Raw genomic sequence first — 24,038 nt, 5'->3', positions numbered from 1 at the left:
ATAAAAATACCATCAATTTTTTTGAAGAAGGCTATCTAATTTTTTTCCTATCAATCAGTTACACCATACGTATCATTACCAATAAAGTTTTACCTAAAAATAGAGGAACACATGAGTAAAGTATTACTATTGAAATCAAGTATTCTGGCTGACTATTCACAAAGCAATAAAATGGCAGATTACTTTATTCAACAATGGCAGGAAAAACACTCAGCAGATACAGTAACTGTACGAGATTTAGTCAAAGAGCCAATTCCAGCGATTGACGGTGAAATTTTAGCAGCTTTTGGTCCAAGTGACACGAAAACAGAACAACAACAAGCACATTTGGACCTGTCAAATACGTTGATTGATGAAATTAAAGCTCACGATGTGATTGTTATTGCAGCCCCAATGTATAACTTTACGATTTCTTCTCATTTAAAACATTACTTCGACTTTATCGCTCGCTCAGGGCACACGTTTAAATATACAGAACAAGGTTCTGTTGGCTTATTAAAAGACAAGCGTGCCTATGTATTAACCAGTCGAGGTGGTATCTATAAAGGCACACCAACAGATACCATGGTGCCTTATTTAACATTATTTTTAGATTTCATTGGCATTACAGACGTTGAGTTCATTTTTGCTGAAGGAACATCGTTAGGCCAAGAGTCCGTTGAACGAGCACATCAACAAGCACAAAGTCATATAAATACTATTATCGCTTAAGATATAGTCTTTTAAGTCATATATTATTAAAACCCAAAACTACCATTGTTATATTTTGCGCACTTTCTGAGTGCGCTTTTTATTTCTTTTGTAACCATTGGCCATTAATGCCACGCACAAACTCCCCAGGACTTGCCCGTTCTACGAGTTTTTGCCCTGCTATCCTAGCGACCTCATTTGTGTTTAGGTTATTTTTTGCAGCAATTTCGCTGTATCTTTTTTCTCGTTCTTGATTAATTTGTGCCGCTAGTTTAGTAGCCTCCTGATTACTCGTATTAATCGGAGCTAAATAGCCCGACAGAGTTTCCCCTAATAGACCTGTTTCTTTGGCTTCATCAACCGTAATTGCTATTGTCTGAAAAGCAGTTAATAATGAACATAGTGCTAGTGCCTTGATAATTCGACTCATTTGGGATTTACCTCACCGAACAAATCACTATTTTCTTTCAATAATTCTTCTACTTGCCTATCTGCTTTTATTTGAATTTCATGTTCAATTTTTACATTCATATTAATATTGATGGGCTTATCCGGTGTTGCTACCTCAACTCGCAAGCAAGCTGATAACAACAACGCAATTGATATAGCTGTAGTGAATTTTAATATTTTCACGTTCATTCTTCTGCTCATTATAAATTTTTTTCCAACCACTCTTCTAAAGAGCTACCAAATCGTAAACTGCGCCATAATTGAAAGATATTTTCTTCATGTTGATAATGCAAATGAACTTCACGTTTTTTCTTTTCTTGTGTGTTATACCCTTCAAGGATTGTTGTCATCTTTAACATTCCTAAGTTTGTAACATTAACATCTGTACGGCTGCGTTTTATTTCCAAATATTGTAACCACCCCATTGCGGAACCCGCAGATAAATTATCTTCTCGGATAGAATCAACAAATTGGGTATCTAGTCGTAATGTTAATGGCCCACTATTTTCTAACCATCCATCTTTAACTATCCATTCTGGGTTATTTAAATAAAAAGGTAATTCACCATTAACTTTACCGGATACCGCAAATTGAGATACTTTTAGTATGGTAAATAACTGACTAAGTTCAATCTGCCTTAATTTTATCGTAGCGGCTTGCGTTTGTGGCCAACGCAGTAAATCCATCGATATTTCACCCCCTAATGTTTTAAAGCCGACATTAGTCAGTTTTAATGGTGAATTTTCCGTTGGCGGATAAGAACCCGAGAGATCTGCTTTAATGTCAGTTAATTCGAATAAATTATTGAGCTGCTTAATACGCAATTCAACGGGTGCTTTACCACCCAAAGTCCAAGTACTTTGTTTTAAACGCCACGGTAAAACAAAATCTAACCCTGATAATTCACCATCTTTTAACCAAAGACTAGTATTCTCTACACGCCAGTGTCCTCCTGCAATAAAACCATCTTCCGGCGTTATTGAAAAAGCAGCTTGAGAAAATAGTTTTCCTTGTTTTAATTCAATACCAAGGTCAGCAGGAATTAACGTTTGAAAAGCCGTGACCGACTGTTCAGGCCAACGAGCTTCTCCTCTTAATCTTTCACCGTCCCAGCGCCCAAAGATGACTATTGGCCCTACATCTTTAGTACTTAAGTCACCTTTAAGTTGAAACTCAGCAGGAGATTTTCCATTAAGATCTGCGTTTAATGTGATCCTTGGTAAGTAACTTTCAGTGCCGAATTGCATCCGTTCACTGGTAAGCTGTAATTTTCCATTAAAATTGGCTTTATTCTGAGCTCGTTGCCAAACTAATGGCTTACTTAGTTGTAAACGCGGAGCCCTCATCGATAAGAGCCCGTATTGTATTTGGTCAAAACCTGTATTTAGGCTATTTAATGTGATTAAAGTGTCCTGCCAACTCCCATTGCCCTTAATATCCCAATTAGCAGATAATGAAGGCAAATTGGCATTTCCCCAATAATTCCAAAACCATTTACCCTTATCTAAGGTAAAATTATTGGCTTTGCCATCCAAATGAATGTCGAAATCACCCCAATACTGCTCTTTAACCTTAAAGATAGCTTGTAAGCGTCCTGAAATACCTTCTTCACTTAATGATGTTCCTGCTAGTGGTAATCTCACTTCGTTAAGAACAAGTGTTTCAGAAAGGCGACCATAAGCTCTTAATAGTGAACTAGATAAAAACGCAATTTTTGGTGCTGCCAACTGGCCTGAAAGCTTGGCGGGTAAATGAATATCCAGCACCATATCATCATATTTAACTTGGCCATTTAAACTAAAATTAATATTCGTATCGAGTAAGTCTATTTGAGTGGCTGGCAGTGTTAAAACAATATTAGCTTTACCTTTCTTCGCTTGTGTAAGCATATTGACACGCCCTGAGAAAATCATTTCACTTAACGTTTTATCCCAGTTATCGACTTGAAAATTAACGCCCCCTTGCAAAGGAATATCAGCTTCTTTCCATTGCCATTTTCCTTGGGATATCTGTATGTTAGATGGTGATAGTGTCCATGGTAGATAAAGTAATTCTTCTTGTGTTTCTGTATCCTTAACCGTTAATGCACCTTGGCCATTCACCCAACCAAATTCAGCCAGTAAAAATTTTTCTGGGTTGATTAACTTAAAGTAGGCATTCAATTCCCCTTTTTCGGGAAATTGATTAGCCATTAATGGCAATTGAACATCACCAAATAACTCTATTGTTTGCTTTTGTTCTGGTAGGTACGCAGAGAAATCTTTAATAACCAATTGATGCTCAGCCGTAATTAAAGATGACAATCTTAAATTATCCCCTCTAAAATCAAACTGTAGAGAGTTAACCTGATTTTTACGCAACCAGATACTGCCTTGGTAATCACTCCATAGTTGTATATTGGTATTATTGATAACTAATGAAAAAAAAGGGAGATTATCGATAAGCTCTTCAATGTTAATTGGTTCATTAACTGTTTCATTAGTTGGCTCAAGAGCGCTTAAACATTCAGTTTTTATATCAAGGCCATCCACAATAGCATGCAAGGGAAAGACAGAAAGCCTTGTGCTATTCAATTGAACCAATGTGCAATTGTTTGCTGTTATACTGATACTTGCTATATCCAACTGACCATAACTAATTCTTGGTTCTGAAAATGAAAGTTTAAGTGGCTTAGGAAGATAGTGCGATGCAACAACTGGCATCCAGTGAGATATCGTTATCCATAAGAGTATTAAGAGAGCAGCGATTCCCCCCAAAAAGCAGAGTAATATTCTGAATACTCTTTTTATTAACTGCATTACTGCGTCCCTTATTCGAATTGCTCTATAGCGCACGTGATAAATTTCAGCAAAATTTTCTTATTAAACCTGTTACTAACAAAGATAAACCACATTCAATCGTAAACAGATACCTATTTTCTTAATTTATAGGTGATTTACAAACTTAATTGTCTTATTCTGAGTTTATATTTTGTAGGTACACCTTTTTACCTACTCTTTTCTAATTGGTTCCTAAAAATTGGAGTCTTTGTGATGAAAATTGTTTCTTATAGTACCAAACAGTATGACCGCAAGCACATGGAACAAGTAAATCAAAATTCTGGATTTAATTTTAGTATTGAATATTTTGATTTTCCATTGACGGTTCAGACCGCTAAAAATGCGGTTGGTGCCGATGCCATCTGTATTTTCGTTAACGACGAAGCTAATCGCGCTGTTTTGAAAGAGCTTGCCGCACTAAATATTCGAATTTTAGCTTTACGTTGTGCTGGCTTTAACAACGTTGATTTACAAGCAGCTAAAGAATTAGGTATTCAGGTTGTCCGCGTGCCCGCTTATTCTCCTGAGGCTGTCGCCGAACATGCTGTTGGTATGATGCTATGCCTTAATCGCAGGATCCACCGAGCGTACCAGCGTACTCGAGATGCAAATTTCTCTCTCGAGGGGTTAACAGGCTTTAATATGCATAACCGCACTGCGGGTATTATCGGCACCGGAAAAATTGGTCAAGCAACACTACGTATTTTAAAGGGATTCGGAATGCGTTTACTCGCACATGACCCCTACCCGAACCAGGCTGTTTTAGATTTGGGCGCTGAATATGTTGACTTAGATACTTTATATGAGCAATCAGATATTATTTCTCTTCATTGTCCATTAACACCAGAAAATCATCACTTACTCGATGAAGACGCCTTTAAGAAGATGAAAAATGGCGTCATGATCATCAATACAAGCCGAGGCGCATTAGTCGATTCTGTTGCGGCAATTAATGCACTAAAATCGCAGAAAATTGGCGCTTTAGGTATGGATGTATATGAAAATGAGCGAGATTTATTTTTCGAAGATAAGTCTAATGATGTCATACAAGATGATGTTTTTCGTCGACTTTCCTCTTGCCACAACGTATTGTTTACAGGGCATCAAGCGTTTTTAACGGAGGAAGCATTAACAAGCATCAGTCAAACTACGCTTAATAATATCCGTCAAATAAGTCGTGGGGAAATTTGCCCTAATATTGTTAACGCATAGTTGGGTCTGGAACCATGAAACGCCTAATTCCACTTACAATTTTGGGTTTATTGCTAGCAGCTTGCCAAACTCATCAAGTCAATGCGCGAAATGATGACCAAGCACTTGAAAATAAATTAATGCATCATCGTTTTATTCTCACTGAAGTGAATGGTAAGGCCATTAACAGTAAGCAAACAACTCCTTCCCTTTCTTTTGGCGAGAAAATGTTTGTTTCTGCATCAATGTGTAATGATTTTAACGGGTTTGGCGATATCAAAAACGCAAAAATTACTGTAAAAAACTTAACTAGGACGGAACTCGAATGTGTTGATGAAGATTTATCTAAATGGGATTCAATGATAAACCGAGTACTGTCTGATGGCGCTGTTATTTCTTTAAAAAACAATCAGCTAGTATTAATTCAGGGCCATTACAAATTAGTTTATACACTACGTGACTACGTCCATTAATGGATTATCCTGCACAACCGGCCTCTTTTAGAGGCGGTTGGCGTTTAACAAAATCCACTGAACTTACAGCCAAATAGGTTATTTTGCTTTATCAAATAACAAGTTAACATTCGAGTATTTTGCAATTCGCTCCATATAATTTCGAATGTTTGTGCTAAATGATAAGTGCTCGACAATACTCAAACTGCGTAAGATTGGAAAAATAATAAAATCATTAATATCAATATCTTCACTCCGTGTTTCTAACCACGCATCTAATAAAGATAATTGCGGTTCTAATTCAACTAGCAACGTATGTGTTTCTTTTTTAAGCTCATTTAAGTCGCCGTAAGATTTTGATGTTCTGTTTATATATGCTGCTCTAGCTTCCGTTGTACTGATTTCGGGGAAATCCGTTTGAGTAAAGCGTGGAGTTACAAGCTTATATACCACAGCAGAAACCGTTTTAGACCAAGTCTCTATTTCAGGAGTAATACTCCCTCCTGCATATTTAGGTTCATTAATACTATCAACATAATGAACAATATCTAAACTTTCAGGTAAATAACTCCCATCATCTTTTTGTAGAATAGGTAACATTTTTCGACCAATCATTTTTGTCGGTGTATCTATGTCATCATCGAATAAAACGATTTGCTCTACTGCTAACTTTTTTAAACCAAAAATCATTCTTGCTCTGACACAAAACGGACAGTGGTCATAAATATATAATTTCATTGTTAACCTCACTAATTTGGTAATAAAAGTTATAATAGGTTTTATACAGTATACTTGAGTGGTTACATTTATGTCTTATCACGCTTGTAAGATTTTATTTAGCGCAAGGAAAAATAAATGTAATAGAGTGCACAAAATCCCAATAATTAAATATAGATCATGGGAAAATATGTTTAATAATGGCTAAACTTGAGAAAAATATGCAGCTAAATTCTATCGCAATTATCCTTTTTGATAATTTTGAAACCCTTGATGTTATGGGACCTGTTGAAGTATTTGGCCGCTTAGAACATTGCCAAATTGAATTTATCTCACCTTCAGGGAAACCTATGACCAGCTCTCAAGGAGTTACAGTCAATACACGCCCTATACTTACCCCATGTTATCAATATATTTTAATACCTGGAGGGCAAGGTACTCGCTCATTATCGCAGAATGATGATTATATTCAGTGGCTGAAAAAACAGGTTGAGTATGCGGAAACTGTCATTTCAGTTTGTACTGGTTCCGCACTTCTTGCTCAAACATCCCTTTTAAACGGCTTTAAGGCTACAACAAATAAGCTCGCTTATCAGTGGGTAACTTCACTCAATGACCAGGTATTATGGCAATCTAAAGCAAGATGGGTTCATGATAATAAGTTTTATACCTCATCTGGTATTAGTGCAGGTATTGATATGTCATTACAGATTATCTGCGATTTTTATAACCGAGACATTGCAAATAATATTGCTCTTAAAATGGAGTATATATGGAATAAAGATGCCAATCATGACCCTTTTTCAAAAGTAATCATTTAAGATGTTTATAGCTTTATTTAAATCAACTTATTTGATAGTTAATAAATATTATTGATTTATTTATTAGTCATCTTTAATTATTCAAATAATAACCCTACCAACCTATAAAAAACAAAAAATTAACATTTACTCTTATAACTTAACTTTACATCCTCAATCTTACACATCCCAAACAGAAAGCAACCAATTGAAAACAAAGGAAATAATCAAACTTTTTATAGCAATTAAATTTTAAGTATCAATTTGAATTTGTTAATATTAATTCTTATTTTAACAATCTTAGTTTGATGAATTCTGCATTCGCTATTTTTACTTATTTTCGTTATAATCCCTTACTATAAATGATGTTATTGTTTATTAATGTTTAAAGCTCTAAATCGCGATTTTCATCATATTTATGTTCATTAAATCTTTTAAAACACTTTAGTTTTTAATATACTATCAAATGTAATTTTAATTAAGTGCATTAAATAATAACCCTTCATATAAATTGAGGATGTCATATGGACATTCATACTATAATAGGCATTAAAATAAAAAACCGGAGAAAAGAACTCGGTCTATCTGGAGCTAATTTAGCTGATAAATTAAATTTAAGTCAACAGCAAATCTCACGTTATGAGAATGGAATTAATAAAATACCTATCAATCATTTAGTTGATATCGCTGAAGCGCTAAATTGCCCCATTGAATGGTTTTTCCAAGGTTATACGAGTGGATTAAAAAATGAAAAAAATGATGAATCCGAACATATCAATAAAGAACGACAGTATGTTGCTGAAAGTATAATTGTTGATTTGAAATAAGTCTTCTATAATAACTACGAATTATCATTTTGAATATAAAATAAAGGCTGACTCTAAATATAAAGTCAGCCTTTATTATTAAATAAAATACTTTTAATAATTAATCATATGTAATATCAAAACGCATTTGAGCATAAACTTCACCGGGTGAAGTTCTATCTTCATATTGAAAATAACGAGCGATAAGTTCTATATCGATATCTTTTGTATCATTATTATTTAATGATGCTACACGATATGGGCGGCCAAAATTGATTGGGCTTTTATCTTTTCGTTCTATAACTTGAACACCAATTCCTTTTGCTGGGCTATAGGTACTTTGGTTTGCTAAAACACCATTTACTTGAGTTCCTGTCGCTTTTATCCCGTTAAAAGTAACATCAATATTAGTCTTACCCGTAAAACTAGTACCGCCACTACATTTCAATTTTATGGTAAAATCTTTTTCACCAGCAGGCTGGTCTCTCGCTGTTAATTGAACTCGTTTTATAGGGTCTAACATTACATTTTGATTTTCACCACTTGTCACTTGGCAGGATGGCGAAACGATAGTAATAGCATTTGCATCCAAATAACTTACCAGATATGGATTATTATTAGGCTTGTATCCATAAGTTGTATAAATTCCGCTTGCCAATGTTCCTGTTCCAGTATATTTGGCTGTCTTGATCAAGCTTAATGTGAAAACGGAATCATTTAATGTAACTCTCGTATCATAATTCCCTACATTTAAAGGAAAAGTGCTTGGGTAAGTCATTGAGTATTGACGACCCGATGAACGGTGGAATTTTAAACCAATACCTTCAACATTCGTTTGGTAAATTTTCCCACCAATATCGCGTAAATCAGGCATGACCACTTCAGCCTCAATATTCACCTTTCCACGACACCAGAGGTAGGTTTGGTTGGTATTCATTGAATAATCTTGTGTTTTAATTACACTACCAACCGGAAGGTTAGGATCTACAACAATTTTTCCAAGTCTCATATCTACTCTATATGCCGGCTGACTTGTTCTTTCGCAACTATTCATATAGATGTATCCAGGGCGTCCATTATTTGCAGAAACTCCATTTGCGGTAAATAGTAACCCTACCCCAATATACCAAACCCATTGATTTTTTATTGACATAGAACTTCCTTGCTATTTCCTGCAGCTAATGAGAATGTACATTGACCTTTATCCCACGTAATAATGGCATCAGTTGTAATTTCACTGCTAATGAACACCATACCACCTTGCCCAACAATACCGATTGCCTCACCTTTTTGATCTGTCACATTAGCGCCAAATGGTAGTGGTTTGTTATTAGATCTTTTAACGCTATAAACCACATTTTTTTCAATCTTAGTACCAAATTTAACCTTAACGACACTACCTTCATAAGGAACTATCTGTGATGACATATTTTCAAAAATAATATCTTCAGAACTGCCTTTCGGGTCAATTTCGATTTTATTAGTGCGATAAGCTCTTACATAAGGCGCAATAGCATAACCATGACTATCAATTGTCGTCCCCATCGCCCCTACCACTGATGCACCTTCTGCGTCTTTCGCCTCAATCAATGCAATTGTGGTTGCATTATTCGGCGTTAGCGTTATTCCACCGGAGTGCAAAACTAATGACCCATTTGCGCCTATACCATATTGACGATAACCTTCACCTTGGCTGTAATTCGCATTTGTATTGGCCGACGATGTACGGTAGCTAGTATTAAGACCGATATTTTTCGCACCACCATTTGCAACTGAGGTATTGATTCCGTATGTCCAATTATTATCACGGTCAAACGTACCGCTGGTACCTATTTGGCTACTTCCGAACTTTTCATTATTAAATGTAGTATTAGACGTTAAAGTAGACACCTGATTCTCTCCCCAATAAAGAGGAATGCTCAAGTTCACACCGATCCTGTCATCTTTTTTATCATGACTATTTTGTGTATACACCCTCATAAATGACAAACCATATGAAAGGCGATTGATGCTATTGTTGTAACTTAGTTGATATTGTTTTTCTGTTCCTGACTTATCCCAATAACTTGAAATACGCCCCATGAAATAAATTCCACCGTAACCTTCAGGTAAATTTTGGTTAATAGTGTAACTGAAACCATTTTTTTCTCGCCCTAATGTATCGACAACGCCACGTTTATCGTTATCAATAGCATAAAGTGCATTATTAATATTGTAATAATCTTTCGTTGAATATCGATATGCTGCTAACACAAGATTTGTGTCTGTTTCAGTGAATAACTTATTAAATGTAAAACGATAACTTTGCCCATAATCTGTACGGTGATTAAATACAATGCGAGATTGTGTTACATCAATTGCAACCGCACCAATCCCAGTATTAATACCACTTCCTAACAAATAAGCTTGGTAATCATCAAAAGCAGTGACCCCACCATAAAGGGTAAATGTATTATTAATCCCATGCTGAAGAGTCGCTTGCACAACAAAAGGACGATTTCTTAAATTTTCAGAATCAGATTTACCGCCCGCTATTTGGTAACGCGTGAACCCTGGACGTAATAATTGTGCTAACGAAGAATATGGCACACTAAAATTAGTCTCGCTACCATCAGCCTCTTTTACTGTAACATTCAAATCATTACCATAACCAGATGGGTAAACATCATTTAAACTAAATGGCCCAGGAGACACGGTTGTTTGGTAAATAATATTGCCATTTTGCCGAATCGTCACTAAGGCATTACTTTGAGCGATCCCTCGAATTTCAGGGGCATAAGTTGTCATTCCATCTGGATACATATTGTCATCCGTTGTTAGCTTAGCCCCTCTTAAGCCAATACTATCGAATAAATTACCATCCGTATAAAACTGCCCAATAGTCGCTTTTGATTTTAGTGCGGCAATAGGCCTTTGCAGATAAGTTTGATTGCTATTCCATTCAGAACCTGTAGAACGCTGCCAACCCAAATTTCCTATATGTTTCAATAGCCAACCATCATAACTCAAGCCAGCGTTAACGCCTAAATAGGCGCTAGAGCTATTTGAACCTTGGTTTCCACTAATATGGCTATCATAGTAATTAGCCATATAACCAATATTTAATGCAGGAATTCCTGTTTCCCAAAATTGCGAAGAAACATAACCCCGAGAAATTTTTTGTTCGTAAATTTGCGGTACAGAAATATCTAAACGTAGTGTCGACGTATGAAATATATCTTTAACTTCTTTGTCGCTGTTCCACTCATTCAACGGCAGACAAGTAGCACTGTTTTTATCAATTGATGGATTAAATTTTTCAGTATCAATACCTAAGTTTGAAAGTAACTCAGGGGTATAACAAACCCCTAATTGTTTATTTTTTTGTTCTTCAAAATTAAGTTCGTAACGCCCTTTCCAATCATTATTCGTATATACATCAACTGAATACTTTCCTGGACTAATCCCTGTCGCATTAAAACGGTCTAAATCAACGTTGTCTTTACTTCCCATAATAAAGCCACTATTGAATTCATAGGTTTCTTCTTCAGCTGAGGCATGGAATACGGGAACAATCCATGACGTAATAAAGCAGACTACAGAGAGTGTATTGCTATATTTATTGTTTAACTCTCGCTGTTTCATTATATATTCCTATTTTACAGTTAGAGTCACCGCAACATCTGAACCATAGTCATTAATATTGTTAACAACAACCTTACTGCCAGACTTAATTGCCTGCTTTAATTCAACTAATGTTTGATTTTTGGGTTCTATCAAAACAGTTTTATCTGTGAGACCAACCTTTCCATCGATGGATATTTTTGTGACCGTAATATAAAAAGGTGTTGGATTTTCAATAGCAATATTCTTACCATTTGTTTTGATAACTAACTGTTCAGGTGCTAATTCTCGGCTACCTAGCCCAACAGGTCGGTAAAAGAATTTAAAACGAGAACGAATTGCTAGCTGTAAAACATTCTGCATTTCCCCATCTTTGCCTTTTACAGTAGGCGGAATATCTAGAATATTAAGCCACCATAAACTTTCCCTATCTTGAGGAATTTGCCCTTTATCCATTAACTTTATGCGTAAATTTTGACCACCTTTTGCTTCTACTCGAGAAACAGGAGGAGTAATTTGAAATGGGGTTTTTATCGTATCAGGTGTTTCTGATGCATTACCTGTATCAAGCCAAGCTTGAGCAACCGCTGGACGTTCTGCTGTATTTGAAAGTTGTACGGTGATCTCTTTCTCATCTCCAGGGTAAATAAATCTCGTACCATTAACAATTATATTGTTAGCAAACGAATTAATACTGAAGATAAAGCAACATGCTAATACGATAGCTTTCATTTAAACCTCAAAACATAAAAGCGGCAGTGTTCTACCGCTTATTGCAATAATATCCATTAGTGTTTTACTGCAACGTCTAATAACACTAATTTAAAACAACCAACCTATTCTTATTGATAAGTGATTTCGTAAGTTGCGTAGCTTTTAACTTCACCTGCAGTAACTTCTGTTGGTTTATCGGTGATATAACCTACGTAATATTGGAAACGTGAACCTTGGTCAATTTGAGTAATAAGCTCGGATGGCTGTTGTTTGTCGCCGCCTGGTACGATGAATTTTTTAGCGTCATCAGCCGATAAAACAAATTGGATATTCTTCGCACCAGTAGAATCGGTATTCGCTAAATAGCCTAATTTTTCGCTACCACTTAATAAGTTACCACCAGTCCACACCACACCGATCGTTTTAGCATTGCCGCCAACTGATGTTGCAGAACAGTTAGTCACATCAATTGCAAATGTTTTTGGTTTTAATAATGTACCTTTACCACCTGCTTGAACTTCTTCTAATGAAATTGGTGCTAAGTAGACGCTTGCATCGCTACCTTGACCGTCAACAGAAACAGTACAAGAAACATCAGTTACTTTACCGTTAAAGTTAACTTGGCCACCGCCAACTTTATTTGCTGCGTTAGCTGTTGATAAGCCGATGATTGCTGTAGCAACAGCGGTCAGTAGTACTTTCTTCATTTTCATTTCCTAATATGAGATTTTATTCTTACATTTAAAGAACTTATTAAGCTTTTATTTAATTAATTGGTAAATAAAGAAAAATAAAAACTCCACCGCATATTGAATACAGTTAGTCATTTATGTTTCATTTTTAAACCATTTTTACTAATGCAAGTAAATATCTTTCTTAATTAGTCCTATTTAGAATTTATAATCATATGCACGATATGATTTCGAAGAGAGGATACATAATAACTTAAATTTAATTAAATCGTTTTTTCCATCACTTATTAATTTTTTGATAGCCACAGGCTATTAAAAATGATCTATTGATTGAGTTTTTTAATGCATTGATTCCACTAATTTACTCGCACAAAGCTTAATATTTGGACTTTAATATCGCTTAGTTTTAAATTTTATTTTTTTAAATCAACTAAACTAAAAAATAAAGATTATTAGAAACAAAGAAAATCGTTATATTCAGATTGAATATATATTTTAATTCACATTTTGATACTTTTTGTCGCAAAATATCCACAGCATCAATCTAATAATGAATATCAATTAAAGACTAAAACATTAATTTAATTAATATTTATTTATCTATGAAGATATGTAACACCTGACAATTACAAATATTAAATTTCGAATTATTATGCTTGAATGCCAAATTAACACACCATGGGTGTATAAGCGCTCTTTTATATTAACAGTCTGCTTTGGTCATTATTAAAATTTAAAAATGTGATTTTTAGCGAGGTAAATGTCGATTTTAATCAAAATTAAAAAATAAATGGAATGTGGGAAATAAAAGCGATAGAAGAAATAGCGATAAAATCGCAATATAATCCTTTATTCATTCAACTTGATATTGTAGTAAAAACCAAAATACCAAATTATTTAGCCGAGCCTATGTTAAAAAAAATTATCATTATTTTTGATATAGGATAAGAAAACACGATTAACTGTACAAACTATAAACTGTGTTATGTCAATTTTCTTGTTTTATAACTTCATGAAAATAATGAGGTTTTCTTAAAACGAACACCCTACAGAAATGTGATCTACACATCAATTTTTGACATTAAGAATATTCCTAAATCACTCATTACGTGTGTTAAAGTGTGATCAAATCCAAAAAGTCATCGCTAAAAGATGCTGTTTTGCTCTATTACTTATCCACTGGCAGACAGTTTAACGTCTTTTTGGTAAATCAATCGCCCTAATAAGACTAATTTATTTAGCAATTACATAACATAAGGTAGCTGTTTCTATTTTAGTACAACAATTTACCGATTATGAGACATTAATGGATAAAAATATTTTATATCAATAATTTGCCATAAACAGATGAGGTCATCCTTACTAAATCTATATGAAGCCATCAAAATATTGCAACTACCCTTATGATGAGCCTAATAAGTATTAGTCCTGTGTATTACCATTGCTATCTAGTTGATCGAATGACAAAAATACGCATACCGCCTGTAGCAATATCGGCTAATTTGAAGAAATAATTAACACAAAATAGAAATATTATTGGATTGGAACTGTTAGATTGGAACTACAGCAAAATCTTAAATAAGTTTTCGCTGTAGTAGTTGATTAATGTTTGTTCTGGCGGTATAGAGCCCACTCTTCTACTTTATCACCTGAAGGTAAGATACAGTATCCGACTTGCCCTTTCTCTGTTATCTTAATTTCTAATTTCCCCCCAATTTGTTCACAATACACAGAAGCAGGATTGGCCATGCCTACCGCTTTTGACTCAATTGCGGTTGTATTGGAAACACATCCGGAAATAGCAGCTAAACTCACTAACATAAGTATTTTCTTCATAAGAAATATTCTTTAGTTAATTTGGAACATTCATTTATTATTATAGAATGAGATGAATATAATCTGATTTTATTAAAAAATAAAACTCATTTTACTTACGCCTCTTGTTGTCGAAAAGAACAATCAAAATACCAAAAAATGCAATTAGCAAACTGCCAATAATATAATTCTGCCTATCAAATGCTAGCCCTGAATCCTTCACACTCTCCCCATAAACGATAGGAATACTTACATCCATATTGTAAGAAATAATCGCGGTAATGAGACCTATAATTGTGAGTACCACACCAAATGTTTTCATTTCCATCCCCCATGTTACTCTTGAAAAAATAGATTAGCTAAGTATCTTGATAAAAGCAAAATGGGAGGTCACAAATCACAATTTTCCTCAAATAAAAATATGATAGTTTTAAGCTATAGCACATAAATATTGTGAGTGGTCGGTTTTAAAGATGGATTTTCATGCAGTTAGAATTTTGAGTCTGATAAAACTAATAACTAGAAGGTAATATTGAATATTCATTGAAAATTTCTATGATTAATAGAATTAAAAATCACACCTTGTTGTGATGTGATTATTCTTTACTTTCATTTAACCCACTATAATGCACCAATTAAAATGAATAAATTATCATCGATGCAGCTTGGCTAAACTTTCCAAAAAAAGAAATTATTGCTGGTAAAATAGCAATATTTAAGATGGCAAATAAGCCTACAGTTGACAACGGTATTTCCATAATAATTTACTGTATCATAGAGGGATACTACTACCCTCTACCCTTCGGCCTATTCATAATGTGTTCTTCCCAATCCACCACATCAATTTCTCTGACCGCGATATGGCGAATGGATACACCTTCATTATGCATTGCCGCTTTAGAACCGGTTTTTAATGGGTGCCAGGCCGGGAGTGACTTTCCTTCTAATAACAAGCGGTAAGCGCAAGTACCTGGCAACCATTCAAATGTTTCTAAGTTATAGCGATTAAGTTTTATGCAATCCGCTTCATAACTGAAGCGGTCTTCATAATGCTTACACTGGCAAGTTTTTAGATTTAACTGATTGCAAGCGACATTAGTAAAATAGATTTCATCTGTATCCTCATCCATTAATTTGTGCAAGCAGCATTGCCCGCAACCATCACAGAGAGATTCCCATTCTTCATCCGTCATTTCATCTAACGTTTTAACTTGCCAGAACTGCGACATAATACTTATTAATCCTATACTTAAATAACCCGTGTAGTCAGCGAGTGATCATTAATTGATAATTTTAGCATATCACCAGAAGCTAATGGGCCAACACCTTCAGGTGTTCCCGTTAAGATGACGTCCCCTGCACGTAATGTGAAAAAGCGGGACATATAGCTAATCAGAGGTAAAATCGGTGTGATCATATCACGCGTCGAGCCCTCTTGGCGAACCTCACCATTAATTTCCAGAGAAAGCTGAACATTTTGTAAGTCATTCGGACTACTAACAGGAATAAAACCAGAAATTGGACATGAGCCATCAAATGATTTGCTTTTTTCCCATGGCTGGCCTGCTTTTTTAAATTTAGCTTGCAAATCACGTAAGGTTAAATCTAATGCAACTGCATAACCGGCGATAGAACGCGATACACGATCTTCATCTGCATTTTTTAATGGCATACCAATTAAAATTGCCATCTCAATTTCATGATGAACAGCACCAAAATCTTTTGGAATAACAATGGATTGAGTAATATCACACAAGGCAGTCTCTGGTTTTATAAAAATAACAGGTTCTTCCGGTGTAGCAGAGCCCATCTCTTTTATATGCTTTGCATAATTACTACCAACACAAACAACTTTATTTGCAGGGAAATCCAGTAACGCACCTTGCCAGTCACGATGTTGATACATAATAGTACTCCTATTATCGTTATTGTATTTTATTAGCGATGCCATCTGCCATCATGCATACACTCAATGCAAAATAATACGAGCGGTTCCAATGCATTATGGTTCGAAAATTTTCGGTCACTAAAAATGCCCTGCCTTCAGGGTCATCTGGAATAACCACCCACGTTTTTACGCCTGAAGGTAACTGAGCAAATGCAGGTAATGTAACGCCCAATTCTTGCCATTCACTAACAGTTTTCCCTTGTTCCGCTTTTACGCCTTCCAACGTTTTATTAAAATCTACAGGTAAGTTAACTTGGTAACCCCATGGTAATTTAGCTTGCCAACCTTCTGTTGATAAATAATTAGCGATGGATGCAAAAACATCCGATTTATTATTCCAAATATCCATTTTGCCATCACCATCACCATCTGCTGCATAAGACAAATAAGAAGTTGGCATAAATTGACTCTGGCCCATCGCTCCAGCCCATGAACCTTTGAGCTGTTGATCTTCTGGGATATAACCTTTATCCATTATCTCAAGCGCAGCTAAAAGTTGTTTGCTAAAAAGCGCTTCTCTTCGTCCTTCAAAAGATAATGTCGCGAGTGCCGAGATAACATCCTCTTTACCCTGTGAGCGCCCAAAACCACTTTCTAAACCCCATAATGAAACAATAAACTGAGGTGGAACCCCATATTTATCACTGATGGCATCTAGAGTGGATCTGTTTTCTAAATATTTGTCATAGCCTGCATTGATGCGTGATTGTGGTAATACGTTTTTTAAATAGCTTTCTAAGGTAACCGTCGCCTTTTTCTCTGGTTGGCCTTTATCTGCTTTCACTACACGCTCAATAAAATGGATATTAGCAAAAGCACGTTCAATGGTGGCAGGCTTAATCCCCTGTTCAATAGCATGTTCTTTCAGTAATTCCACATAAGCCGGAAATTGTGATGGCTCACGTTGTTCAATAGGAAATGCTTGATCTAAAGCAACGACTTCTTGGGCTATCGCCGCATTTTGTTCTGCTGTAATCGGTTGAGTAACAATTGATTCGTTATGTGTTGCAGAGCAACTTGTTAAAAACAAACCAGCGACTAATGTATATAATAACGTTGGTTTCATTTGTCTCCTCCAGACTGTCATTGCTTTTCAGGATTTTCTTAATTTGCTCTAGTTATTCAGTTCTTTGTGTTCTGAAAGCAAATTTTCCACCGGAGGTGGGAATTGTAAATAATAACCAACTTCTAAGAGGTCAGATTTAACCTTTGCCAAGTCAGCATTGGCAAGCTTTTCACGCTTATCTAATGAGATAAGCATAGCAAACTGAGGTGTGCCAAATTGGGCTAATAATTCATCAGGAACACGTGAAAAATCATCTTTCTTCTCAATATAAAGATAAGTTTGGTCACGTTTAGGGCTTCTATAAATTGCACAAATCATTATATTTAACTCTTTTTCTTAGTTCATTAGCTTGCTTGAAGTATATAGTAACTATAACATGCTATTGTTTTACAGAATATCTTCACCCGAGGATTGTTTCGGAAATTTTAATTTGCTGAGTCTGGATAGATGCCACAATCGCCAATAGAACTTAAAGGCAGCAGTTTTACTCTTTCAGTTATTCACTTATACAGTGAAGAGCCTAAACTCATCAAAAAAGCGCTGCAAGATAAAGTAAATCAAGCTCCTGATTTCTTTAAAAATGCTCCTGTCGTAATTAACATTGCTGAATTATCCCCAAATGCAGATTTACAGAGCATTCATCGTTCTGTTGTTTCTGCGGGATTACGTATTGTTGGGGTCAGTGGGTGTACTAACCCGCAAATGCGACAAAAAGCAAACGATGCTGGTTTACCGATATTAAGCGAAGGTAAAAGTCAAAAACCTGTTGAGATTCAGCCTGAGCCTCAGGCTGCTACAGTTCAAACTGAGCCTTTATATCGTAAAACTCGTATTATCAATACCCCAGTTCGCTCTGGACAACGTATCTATGCACCAAATAGTGATCTGATCGTCACAAGTAATGTTAGTGCAGGTGCAGAACTATTAGCAGATGGTAATATCCATATTTATGGCGTGATGCGAGGCCGTGCATTAGCAGGAGCCTCTGGCGATATTGAAAGTCAGATTTATTGTACTCATTTGCAAGCTGAGCTGGTCTCAATTGCAGGTGAATATTGGCTGAGCGATCAAATCCCTGCTGAATTTCTCGCCAAAGCAGCTAAACTTTGTTTAGTTGATAACAAACTTAATATCGAATATTTAAATTAGACCTTATTTACAAGGAATTATTCATGGCACGCATAATTGTAGTGACTTCAGGTAAAGGTGGCGTTGGTAAAACCACTTCAAGCGCGGCCATAGCTACTGGCCTGGCACAAAAAGGGAATAAAACAGTAGTGATCGATTTTGATATCGGCCTACGTAACCTTGACCTCATCATGGGGTGTGAACGTCGAGTAGTCTATGACTTCGTAAACGTTATCCAAGGTGATGCAACCCTGAACCAGGCTTTAATCAAAGATAAGCGCACCGAAAATTTATTTATTTTACCTGCTTCGCAAACACGCGATAAAGACGCATTAACTCGAGAAGGAGTAGGCAAAATTCTTGACGAATTGAGCGACGACCTTGGTTTTGATTTTATTGTTTGTGACTCCCCCGCTGGTATCGAAAGTGGCGCTTTAATGGCGCTCTATTTTGCTGACGAAGCCATTATCACTACCAACCCGGAAGTGTCTTCTGTCCGTGACTCTGACCGTATTTTAGGTATTTTAGCGTCAAAATCACGTCGTGCAGAAAAAGGTGAAGAACCGATTAAAGAACACTTATTGTTAACACGCTATAACCCTGGCCGTGTAACCCGTGGCGATATGCTAAGCATGGAAGATGTTCTGGAAATCTTATGTATTCCTTTGATTGGTGTTATTCCGGAAGACCAATCTGTACTGCGCTCTTCTAACCAAGGTGAACCGGTCATTTTGGATACAGAATCTGATGCAGGCCAAGCCTATGATGATTGTGTTGCTCGTATTTTAGGTGAAGATCGCCCTATCCGTTTCATTGAAGAAGAGAAAAAAGGTTTCTTAAAACGCCTATTTGGGGGATAAATAATGGCTTTATTGGATTTCTTTCTGTCGAGAAAAAAAACGACAGCGAATATCGCAAAAGAGCGATTACAAATCATCGTCGCAGAACGCCGCCGCGGTGATAGCGAGCCCCCATATCTTGCAGATATGAAAAGAGATATTTTGCAGGTTATCTGTAAGTATGTCCAAGTTGACCCTGAGATGTTATCAGTGCAATTTGAGCAAAAAGGGGATGATATTTCTGTTCTTGAACTAAACGTTACGCTACCTGAAGGTGACGAAATAAAAACAACAACAGAAGAAAAGTAATTTGCAAAGAAAGCCGCTGTCTAATTTTAGGATTAATTCAATAGGTCGCGGCTTGCTTTTATCTTATTAATATAAAAATAAATAAAGGCACCCCCCTCGGGCGCTAATTTCAAACATCTATTCAGATTGAAAGCCACCTTCTATTTGGCAATTTATAACTCAAATTCAATGGCCAATGTTATCTGTTTTTTTAAACCTTCTGGTGGTATACCAACAGAGCGACTCTTTGCTATAGCCGTTAACGCAGCTTGGTCGAGTTGTGTATGCATAGAAGACTTAGCAATACTCACTCTTGTTATTTCCCCCGATGACGTAAGCGTAAAGTTCACCAAAACCTTTCCTTGGGTATGGGTATTTCTCGCTTTTCTTGGGTAACGTTTATGGCGCTCTATTTCTCTACGTAATTTATCAATATAAGATTGATAATTCGCACTTATATTATCCCCTACTGCCCTCGTATTTTGCGCACCCTGTTCCCCTGCGGCATTTGATAAAGTACTATTTTGGCCAGCTTGCTGTTCTTGTTTTACATCATCGTTTTTTTTATTTTGTTGTTGTTCTTTCTGCTTAATCACTTTTTTATTTGGTTGTTTTTGTTCTTTTTTCTCGATAACTTTTTTCTGTACATCCGAAACTTTATTTTCATCACTATGCGTACTTTTTTTATTAGCAACTTTGATTACCGCATTTTCATTTTGTTGCGACTCAGAAAGTAAACCGCCAGTTCGCTTATTATTTAATGTGACATCATTTATTTGCCTTTCAATTGCATTTTGCGTCAATGCAATAGAGATAATCGCCGCCTTTATTGGCGTATAAATTTGTGCGTGACGTGTTTTTTCAGCACTTAAGCAATAAAAAACGATACCAAAATGAAATAATAGCGAAACCATAACAGCAAAATTAAAACGTAGAGTAAGCATTTTAATATCCCTAATAGCCCCTTCGCTAATGCCAAAACATAACTACATCAACGAAGGGGAATCCCTTTTAGAAGCGACTTGTTACATTGAAGCGTATAGTTCTACCCGGTGCCGGCATCATACTGCGGGTTAGAGGATCAATATAATATTCATCAAATAAATTTGTAGCTAATAATTCAAACGATAGGTCTTTATTAAACTGGTAATTAACATAAGCATCAGCAGTAAAAACCGCATTCCAGCTCATTGGGCTATTATTTAATGGTGCATATGAGAATGGATATTTATCTATCATTTCCGCCTCATCCTCATTTTTTGCTTTACTGTGATAACGCATACGGCTCCCCACTTCCAAGCTTTCATCTAAGAAACGTAAACCTAGGTTGGCATGAATACTATATTTGGGTTGCAATTGAGTACGTAAATAGCCGCCGGGGAACCCAGCTGTTGTACACTCTGAGCCCCCAAATTTGTTATAGGGGTCCATCACCATCAATGAGACTTCATCATAAACTTCATTTTTTAAGCGGTAATCTACCCCTAAGTCACCAAATACCCAACCATTATCATAACGTGCCAATAGCTCCAAACCAGCCGTGTTATGTTTATCAACCTGCGTAAAGACTAACCTGTCGTTCCTATCAAAGGCATTTGTGACTACGGTGTTGTAGTAATTTATACGTAAGTCAGCATGATTTTCTGCCGCAACCAGTTCTTGGAAATTACGCACATATCCCAGTTCTATTGTATGGCTACGTTCTGGCAAATAAACCGGCGGCACATAGTTTGCTTCACGTCCCCCTGAAAAACCAATAGTGTCTTCAAAGATACTTGGCATTCTAACGGTCTCTAAATAACGCCCAAATATTCGGTCATTCTCTGTTAAATAAAGTGTTACTCCTAATGCAGGCGCCCAAGCTGATTCTTCATTTCTTTTCGGCGCTTTAAATTTTTGGTCATCTGTATAGAACACTTCATCTAATCCATAAGTATTACTATGCCCCAATCGATGTTTTTTGGCTTTTAAGCCAGTTACAGGGTCTATTGCTTCTTCTTTTAAATCAACTTCCCCATTATAGAATGGGTTATTTTTGCGTATAAATCGGTTATTTTCATCGACCTTCCATTTCACTATATGGTCCATTTCTGTGATTCTAAATTCTAAATTTTTCCTATTGCGTTGATTAAAGCCTGTATATCCTAAAGCATTCTTTTTCATTTTTAGCGCTTTCTCGATAAAAATTCGCCTTTCATAAGATCTTTCTACTGTATCTTTAAATGTCTTCCCTTTATCATCAACATACTGCTGTATTGTTTGGTATTCTTCTGCACTTAATAAACGGGATAACCTATAGTTTCGAGCGGTTATATGGCTATAGGGCGCATAATTTACATCTTTGGCCGCAATGCGTCTCTCTTTTAATAAATCCCTTGACCAGTAACTAATATATTGCGCCCCTGCATTCAGGCTTAACCAATCAGTTGGCTGCCAATCAAACCGAACAGTACCATTATATTCCCGACGCTTACCTTCCCTTGGGATAGCACGGAACATGTTCCCCTTGGGGCTAGAATCCGAATTAAAAATATCTTCACGGCTACCAATGGTTTCATCAATTAAGCTTCCCATTAAAGTCACTTTAAATTCAGGTGTAATTTGAAATTTATTGGATAATGAGACACCATAGCGATCGTTAAGTTGGTTTAATTTAATGCCATCAACTAAGGTGCCATTGATAGCAGGGTTTTTACCCACACCATTATCTCGGTTGAGTTCATAATTCCAATCCCTTTCTAATGGTTCCCTTGGTTGCCCCCCTGCGGTATTTGAATTTAAATCGGTCTTTGTTAACCAATAACCTAAGCGAAAATCAATCCAACCAATGGACTCGGGTTTGAACGAGTAATTGGCATAAAACGTATTTAAGGCTAAGTTAGCCAAAGGCCATTGCGGAATTTTCCCCTCAAGATCATAGTAACGAATTTGTGATGGCATGATTTCGCCATAATGACTCACTGTACGCATATAACCCAGAGATAAATCTTGCGCATTCGGTAACATCAAATTTAATTTAGTCAACAACGTCGACATTTCATTCGAGGTATTCGCCACCTCTGTATTTGGCCCGTAAATCCTAGCTACAAAGGGTATATAGGGGTCTATCGCCTTATTCGGGTTATTAGGGTCATAGGTAATGATATCATCATAAAATTTATCCGCCCCACGGCGCCCTGCAAAATAGTTGCCTTGGTTGCGGTAGCTGTATGCCAACATCAAATCAAACTTTTCTTGCCGTGTCCCAATGGCAATGCGCGCTGCGTTATCTTTCAGATTAAAGAATTTGGCGTTACCTTTACTACGAGCATCAACAAGCATTTCGTGATCTTGAAAATAAATTCCACGAAACTTCTGGATCTCTAATGAACTCATTAGGCGCTTATCATCACGGTAATCGATACCGTGGTTTAAATGGTTAATCCGCGGCTTTGTAGAGTTACTCGATGTTTCTAATTTAATATCAAAACCAAACTTACCGTATTTATCCACAACGTCATCAATGCCTAGCGTTGTTATGGCAACTCCACCGCCTGTCGATGTACGCACATTGCGGTCTAGCGTTGCACTTTTCATTACCTTAATGCTACTAATCATATTCGGGTCGATATAATTACGGTTATTCGCACCATTATAACCACGCCACACAGTGATAGCCTGTTCTGTGCCATCCACAGTCACCGGGACACGCCCTTGCCCCTGTATCCCTCGTACATTGGGGTCTATCGCCCCACTATTACGGGCATCCCCACTATATACCCCTACCGCATGGTTAATGGTATCTGCGGGGTTAGTGCCTTTATAGCGTTCGATTTCTTCTTTACTGATATAAATATTTGATTCATCTTTATCATATTGGTCGTCCGCCCCTTTTCTATCACGCTCTTTGATAGTGGTCGCTTTATCATTTACCACAATAGAGCCGATGTTTTCGCTTTGTTGGGCGTAGACTAAACTTGTAATACTGCTAATAGATAACCCTGTCGCGATATTAATGGCTATCACTGTTTTGATTTTCAT

24 protein-coding genes are annotated in these 24,038 nt (G+C 36.4%); 8 read left to right on the top strand and 16 right to left on the bottom strand.

Annotation, left to right across the window (positions count from 1 at the left end; all coding sequences use genetic code 11):
• Positions 1-111: 111 nt before the first annotated feature.
• Positions 112-711, top strand: a complete 600-nt coding sequence (locus tag PSF28_RS08025) for an FMN-dependent NADH-azoreductase (protein ID WP_272684879.1) — start codon at positions 112-114, stop codon at positions 709-711.
• Between the two features lie 79 nt (positions 712-790).
• On the opposite strand, the gene PSF28_RS08020 is transcribed toward PSF28_RS08025, so the two are convergent.
• From PSF28_RS08020 to PSF28_RS08010, 3 genes are read right to left on the bottom strand one after another with little or no spacing between them, the layout of a single operon-like run.
• Entirely contained in the window at positions 791-1,120 is a 330-nt protein-coding gene (locus PSF28_RS08020) for a YdbL family protein (protein ID WP_272684878.1), read from the bottom strand.
• Complete coding sequence (locus tag PSF28_RS08015) at positions 1,117-1,329, bottom strand: YnbE family lipoprotein (RefSeq protein ID WP_102140371.1); 213 nt, start codon at positions 1,327-1,329, stop codon at positions 1,117-1,119. The genes PSF28_RS08020 and PSF28_RS08015 overlap by 4 nt, the downstream gene beginning before the upstream one ends.
• Before the next feature lie 11 nt (positions 1,330-1,340).
• Complete coding sequence (locus PSF28_RS08010) at positions 1,341-3,938, bottom strand: YdbH family protein (protein ID WP_272684877.1); 2,598 nt, start codon at positions 3,936-3,938, stop codon at positions 1,341-1,343.
• A 234-nt stretch (positions 3,939-4,172) separates the two neighbouring features.
• On the opposite strand from PSF28_RS08010, the gene PSF28_RS08005 reads away from it, so the two are divergent.
• Positions 4,173-5,171 (top strand): 2-hydroxyacid dehydrogenase, encoded by a 999-nt coding sequence (locus tag PSF28_RS08005; RefSeq protein ID WP_272684926.1) that lies wholly within the window; start codon positions 4,173-4,175, stop codon positions 5,169-5,171.
• Between the two features lie 14 nt (positions 5,172-5,185).
• Positions 5,186-5,623 carry an META domain-containing protein gene (locus tag PSF28_RS08000; protein ID WP_210838512.1) on the top strand — a complete coding sequence of 146 codons (438 nt, stop codon included), beginning with the start codon at positions 5,186-5,188 and terminating at the stop codon, positions 5,621-5,623.
• 78 nt (positions 5,624-5,701) lie between these two features.
• Here PSF28_RS08000 and grxB read toward each other — a convergent pair whose 3' ends face one another.
• A complete protein-coding gene (gene grxB, locus PSF28_RS07995; RefSeq protein WP_272664950.1) occupies positions 5,702-6,340 on the bottom strand; it encodes a glutaredoxin 2 in 639 nt (212 codons plus the stop codon).
• Positions 6,341-6,519: 179 nt separating this feature from the next.
• Here grxB and PSF28_RS07990 point away from each other — a divergent pair, with 179 nt between their 5' ends.
• Both PSF28_RS07990 and PSF28_RS07985 read left to right on the top strand, forming a co-directional pair.
• Positions 6,520-7,140, top strand: coding sequence for a DJ-1/PfpI family protein (locus PSF28_RS07990; protein ID WP_210840522.1), 621 nt, complete (start codon positions 6,520-6,522; stop codon positions 7,138-7,140).
• Positions 7,141-7,643: 503 nt separating this feature from the next.
• Positions 7,644-7,946 (top strand): helix-turn-helix domain-containing protein, encoded by a 303-nt coding sequence (locus tag PSF28_RS07985; RefSeq protein WP_272664951.1) that lies wholly within the window; start codon positions 7,644-7,646, stop codon positions 7,944-7,946.
• 100 nt (positions 7,947-8,046) lie between these two features.
• Here PSF28_RS07985 and PSF28_RS07980 read toward each other — a convergent pair whose 3' ends face one another.
• From PSF28_RS07980 to PSF28_RS07935, 10 genes are all read right to left on the bottom strand, one after another.
• Positions 8,047-9,078: a fimbrial protein gene (locus PSF28_RS07980; protein WP_272664952.1), complete on the bottom strand. Its 1,032-nt coding sequence runs from the start codon at positions 9,076-9,078 to the stop codon at positions 8,047-8,049.
• Positions 9,069-11,549 carry a fimbria/pilus outer membrane usher protein gene (locus tag PSF28_RS07975; RefSeq protein ID WP_272664954.1) on the bottom strand — a complete coding sequence of 827 codons (2,481 nt, stop codon included), beginning with the start codon at positions 11,547-11,549 and terminating at the stop codon, positions 9,069-9,071. The genes PSF28_RS07980 and PSF28_RS07975 overlap by 10 nt, the downstream gene beginning before the upstream one ends.
• 9 nt (positions 11,550-11,558) lie before the next feature.
• Positions 11,559-12,260, bottom strand: a complete 702-nt coding sequence (locus PSF28_RS07970) for a fimbrial biogenesis chaperone (RefSeq protein ID WP_272664955.1) — start codon at positions 12,258-12,260, stop codon at positions 11,559-11,561.
• Between the two features lie 110 nt (positions 12,261-12,370).
• Positions 12,371-12,949 carry a fimbrial protein gene (locus PSF28_RS07965; RefSeq protein ID WP_210840339.1) on the bottom strand — a complete coding sequence of 193 codons (579 nt, stop codon included), beginning with the start codon at positions 12,947-12,949 and terminating at the stop codon, positions 12,371-12,373.
• Between the two features lie 1,587 nt (positions 12,950-14,536).
• On the bottom strand, positions 14,537-14,770 hold the full coding sequence (locus PSF28_RS07960; RefSeq protein ID WP_210839202.1) for a putative hemolysin: 234 nt from the start codon (positions 14,768-14,770) through the stop codon (positions 14,537-14,539).
• A gap of 91 nt (positions 14,771-14,861) precedes the next feature.
• Positions 14,862-15,071, bottom strand: coding sequence for a hypothetical protein (locus tag PSF28_RS07955; protein WP_004910742.1), 210 nt, complete (start codon positions 15,069-15,071; stop codon positions 14,862-14,864).
• A 466-nt stretch (positions 15,072-15,537) separates the two neighbouring features.
• Positions 15,538-15,978, bottom strand: a complete 441-nt coding sequence (locus tag PSF28_RS07950) for a YcgN family cysteine cluster protein (RefSeq protein ID WP_210839203.1) — start codon at positions 15,976-15,978, stop codon at positions 15,538-15,540.
• Between the two features lie 20 nt (positions 15,979-15,998).
• A complete protein-coding gene (locus PSF28_RS07945) occupies positions 15,999-16,655 on the bottom strand; it encodes a fumarylacetoacetate hydrolase family protein (RefSeq protein WP_102140654.1) in 657 nt (218 codons plus the stop codon).
• Positions 16,656-16,674: 19 nt separating this feature from the next.
• The gene (locus tag PSF28_RS07940; RefSeq protein ID WP_272684876.1) at positions 16,675-17,763 is read right to left on the bottom strand and encodes a lytic murein transglycosylase; all 1,089 of its coding nucleotides are present in this window, start codon (positions 17,761-17,763) and stop codon (positions 16,675-16,677) included.
• A gap of 48 nt (positions 17,764-17,811) precedes the next feature.
• Positions 17,812-18,081, bottom strand: a complete 270-nt coding sequence (locus PSF28_RS07935) for a YcgL domain-containing protein (protein ID WP_210839207.1) — start codon at positions 18,079-18,081, stop codon at positions 17,812-17,814.
• Positions 18,082-18,210: 129 nt separating this feature from the next.
• On the opposite strand from PSF28_RS07935, the gene minC reads away from it, so the two are divergent.
• The 3 genes from minC to minE are packed head-to-tail and all read left to right on the top strand — an operon-like array spanning position 18,211 to position 20,039.
• Positions 18,211-18,912: a septum site-determining protein MinC gene (gene minC / locus PSF28_RS07930; RefSeq protein WP_210839209.1), complete on the top strand. Its 702-nt coding sequence runs from the start codon at positions 18,211-18,213 to the stop codon at positions 18,910-18,912.
• Between the two features lie 23 nt (positions 18,913-18,935).
• A complete protein-coding gene (minD, locus tag PSF28_RS07925) occupies positions 18,936-19,751 on the top strand; it encodes a septum site-determining protein MinD (protein WP_004910734.1) in 816 nt (271 codons plus the stop codon).
• Between the two features lie 3 nt (positions 19,752-19,754).
• Positions 19,755-20,039, top strand: a complete 285-nt coding sequence (gene minE / locus PSF28_RS07920) for a cell division topological specificity factor MinE (protein ID WP_004910733.1) — start codon at positions 19,755-19,757, stop codon at positions 20,037-20,039.
• A 152-nt stretch (positions 20,040-20,191) separates the two neighbouring features.
• On the opposite strand, the gene PSF28_RS07915 is transcribed toward minE, so the two are convergent.
• Entirely contained in the window at positions 20,192-20,962 is a 771-nt protein-coding gene (locus PSF28_RS07915; RefSeq protein WP_115167291.1) for an energy transducer TonB, read from the bottom strand.
• A 67-nt stretch (positions 20,963-21,029) separates the two neighbouring features.
• The gene (locus PSF28_RS07910) at positions 21,030-24,038 is read right to left on the bottom strand and encodes a TonB-dependent receptor domain-containing protein (protein WP_272684875.1); all 3,009 of its coding nucleotides are present in this window, start codon (positions 24,036-24,038) and stop codon (positions 21,030-21,032) included.

The organism is Providencia sp. PROV130, from assembly GCF_028482225.1.
GTDB lineage: Bacteria > Pseudomonadota > Gammaproteobacteria > Enterobacterales > Enterobacteriaceae > Providencia > Providencia rettgeri.
The sequence above is the reverse complement of the archived record's forward strand: the minus strand, read 5'-3'. Positions and strand labels throughout refer to the sequence as shown.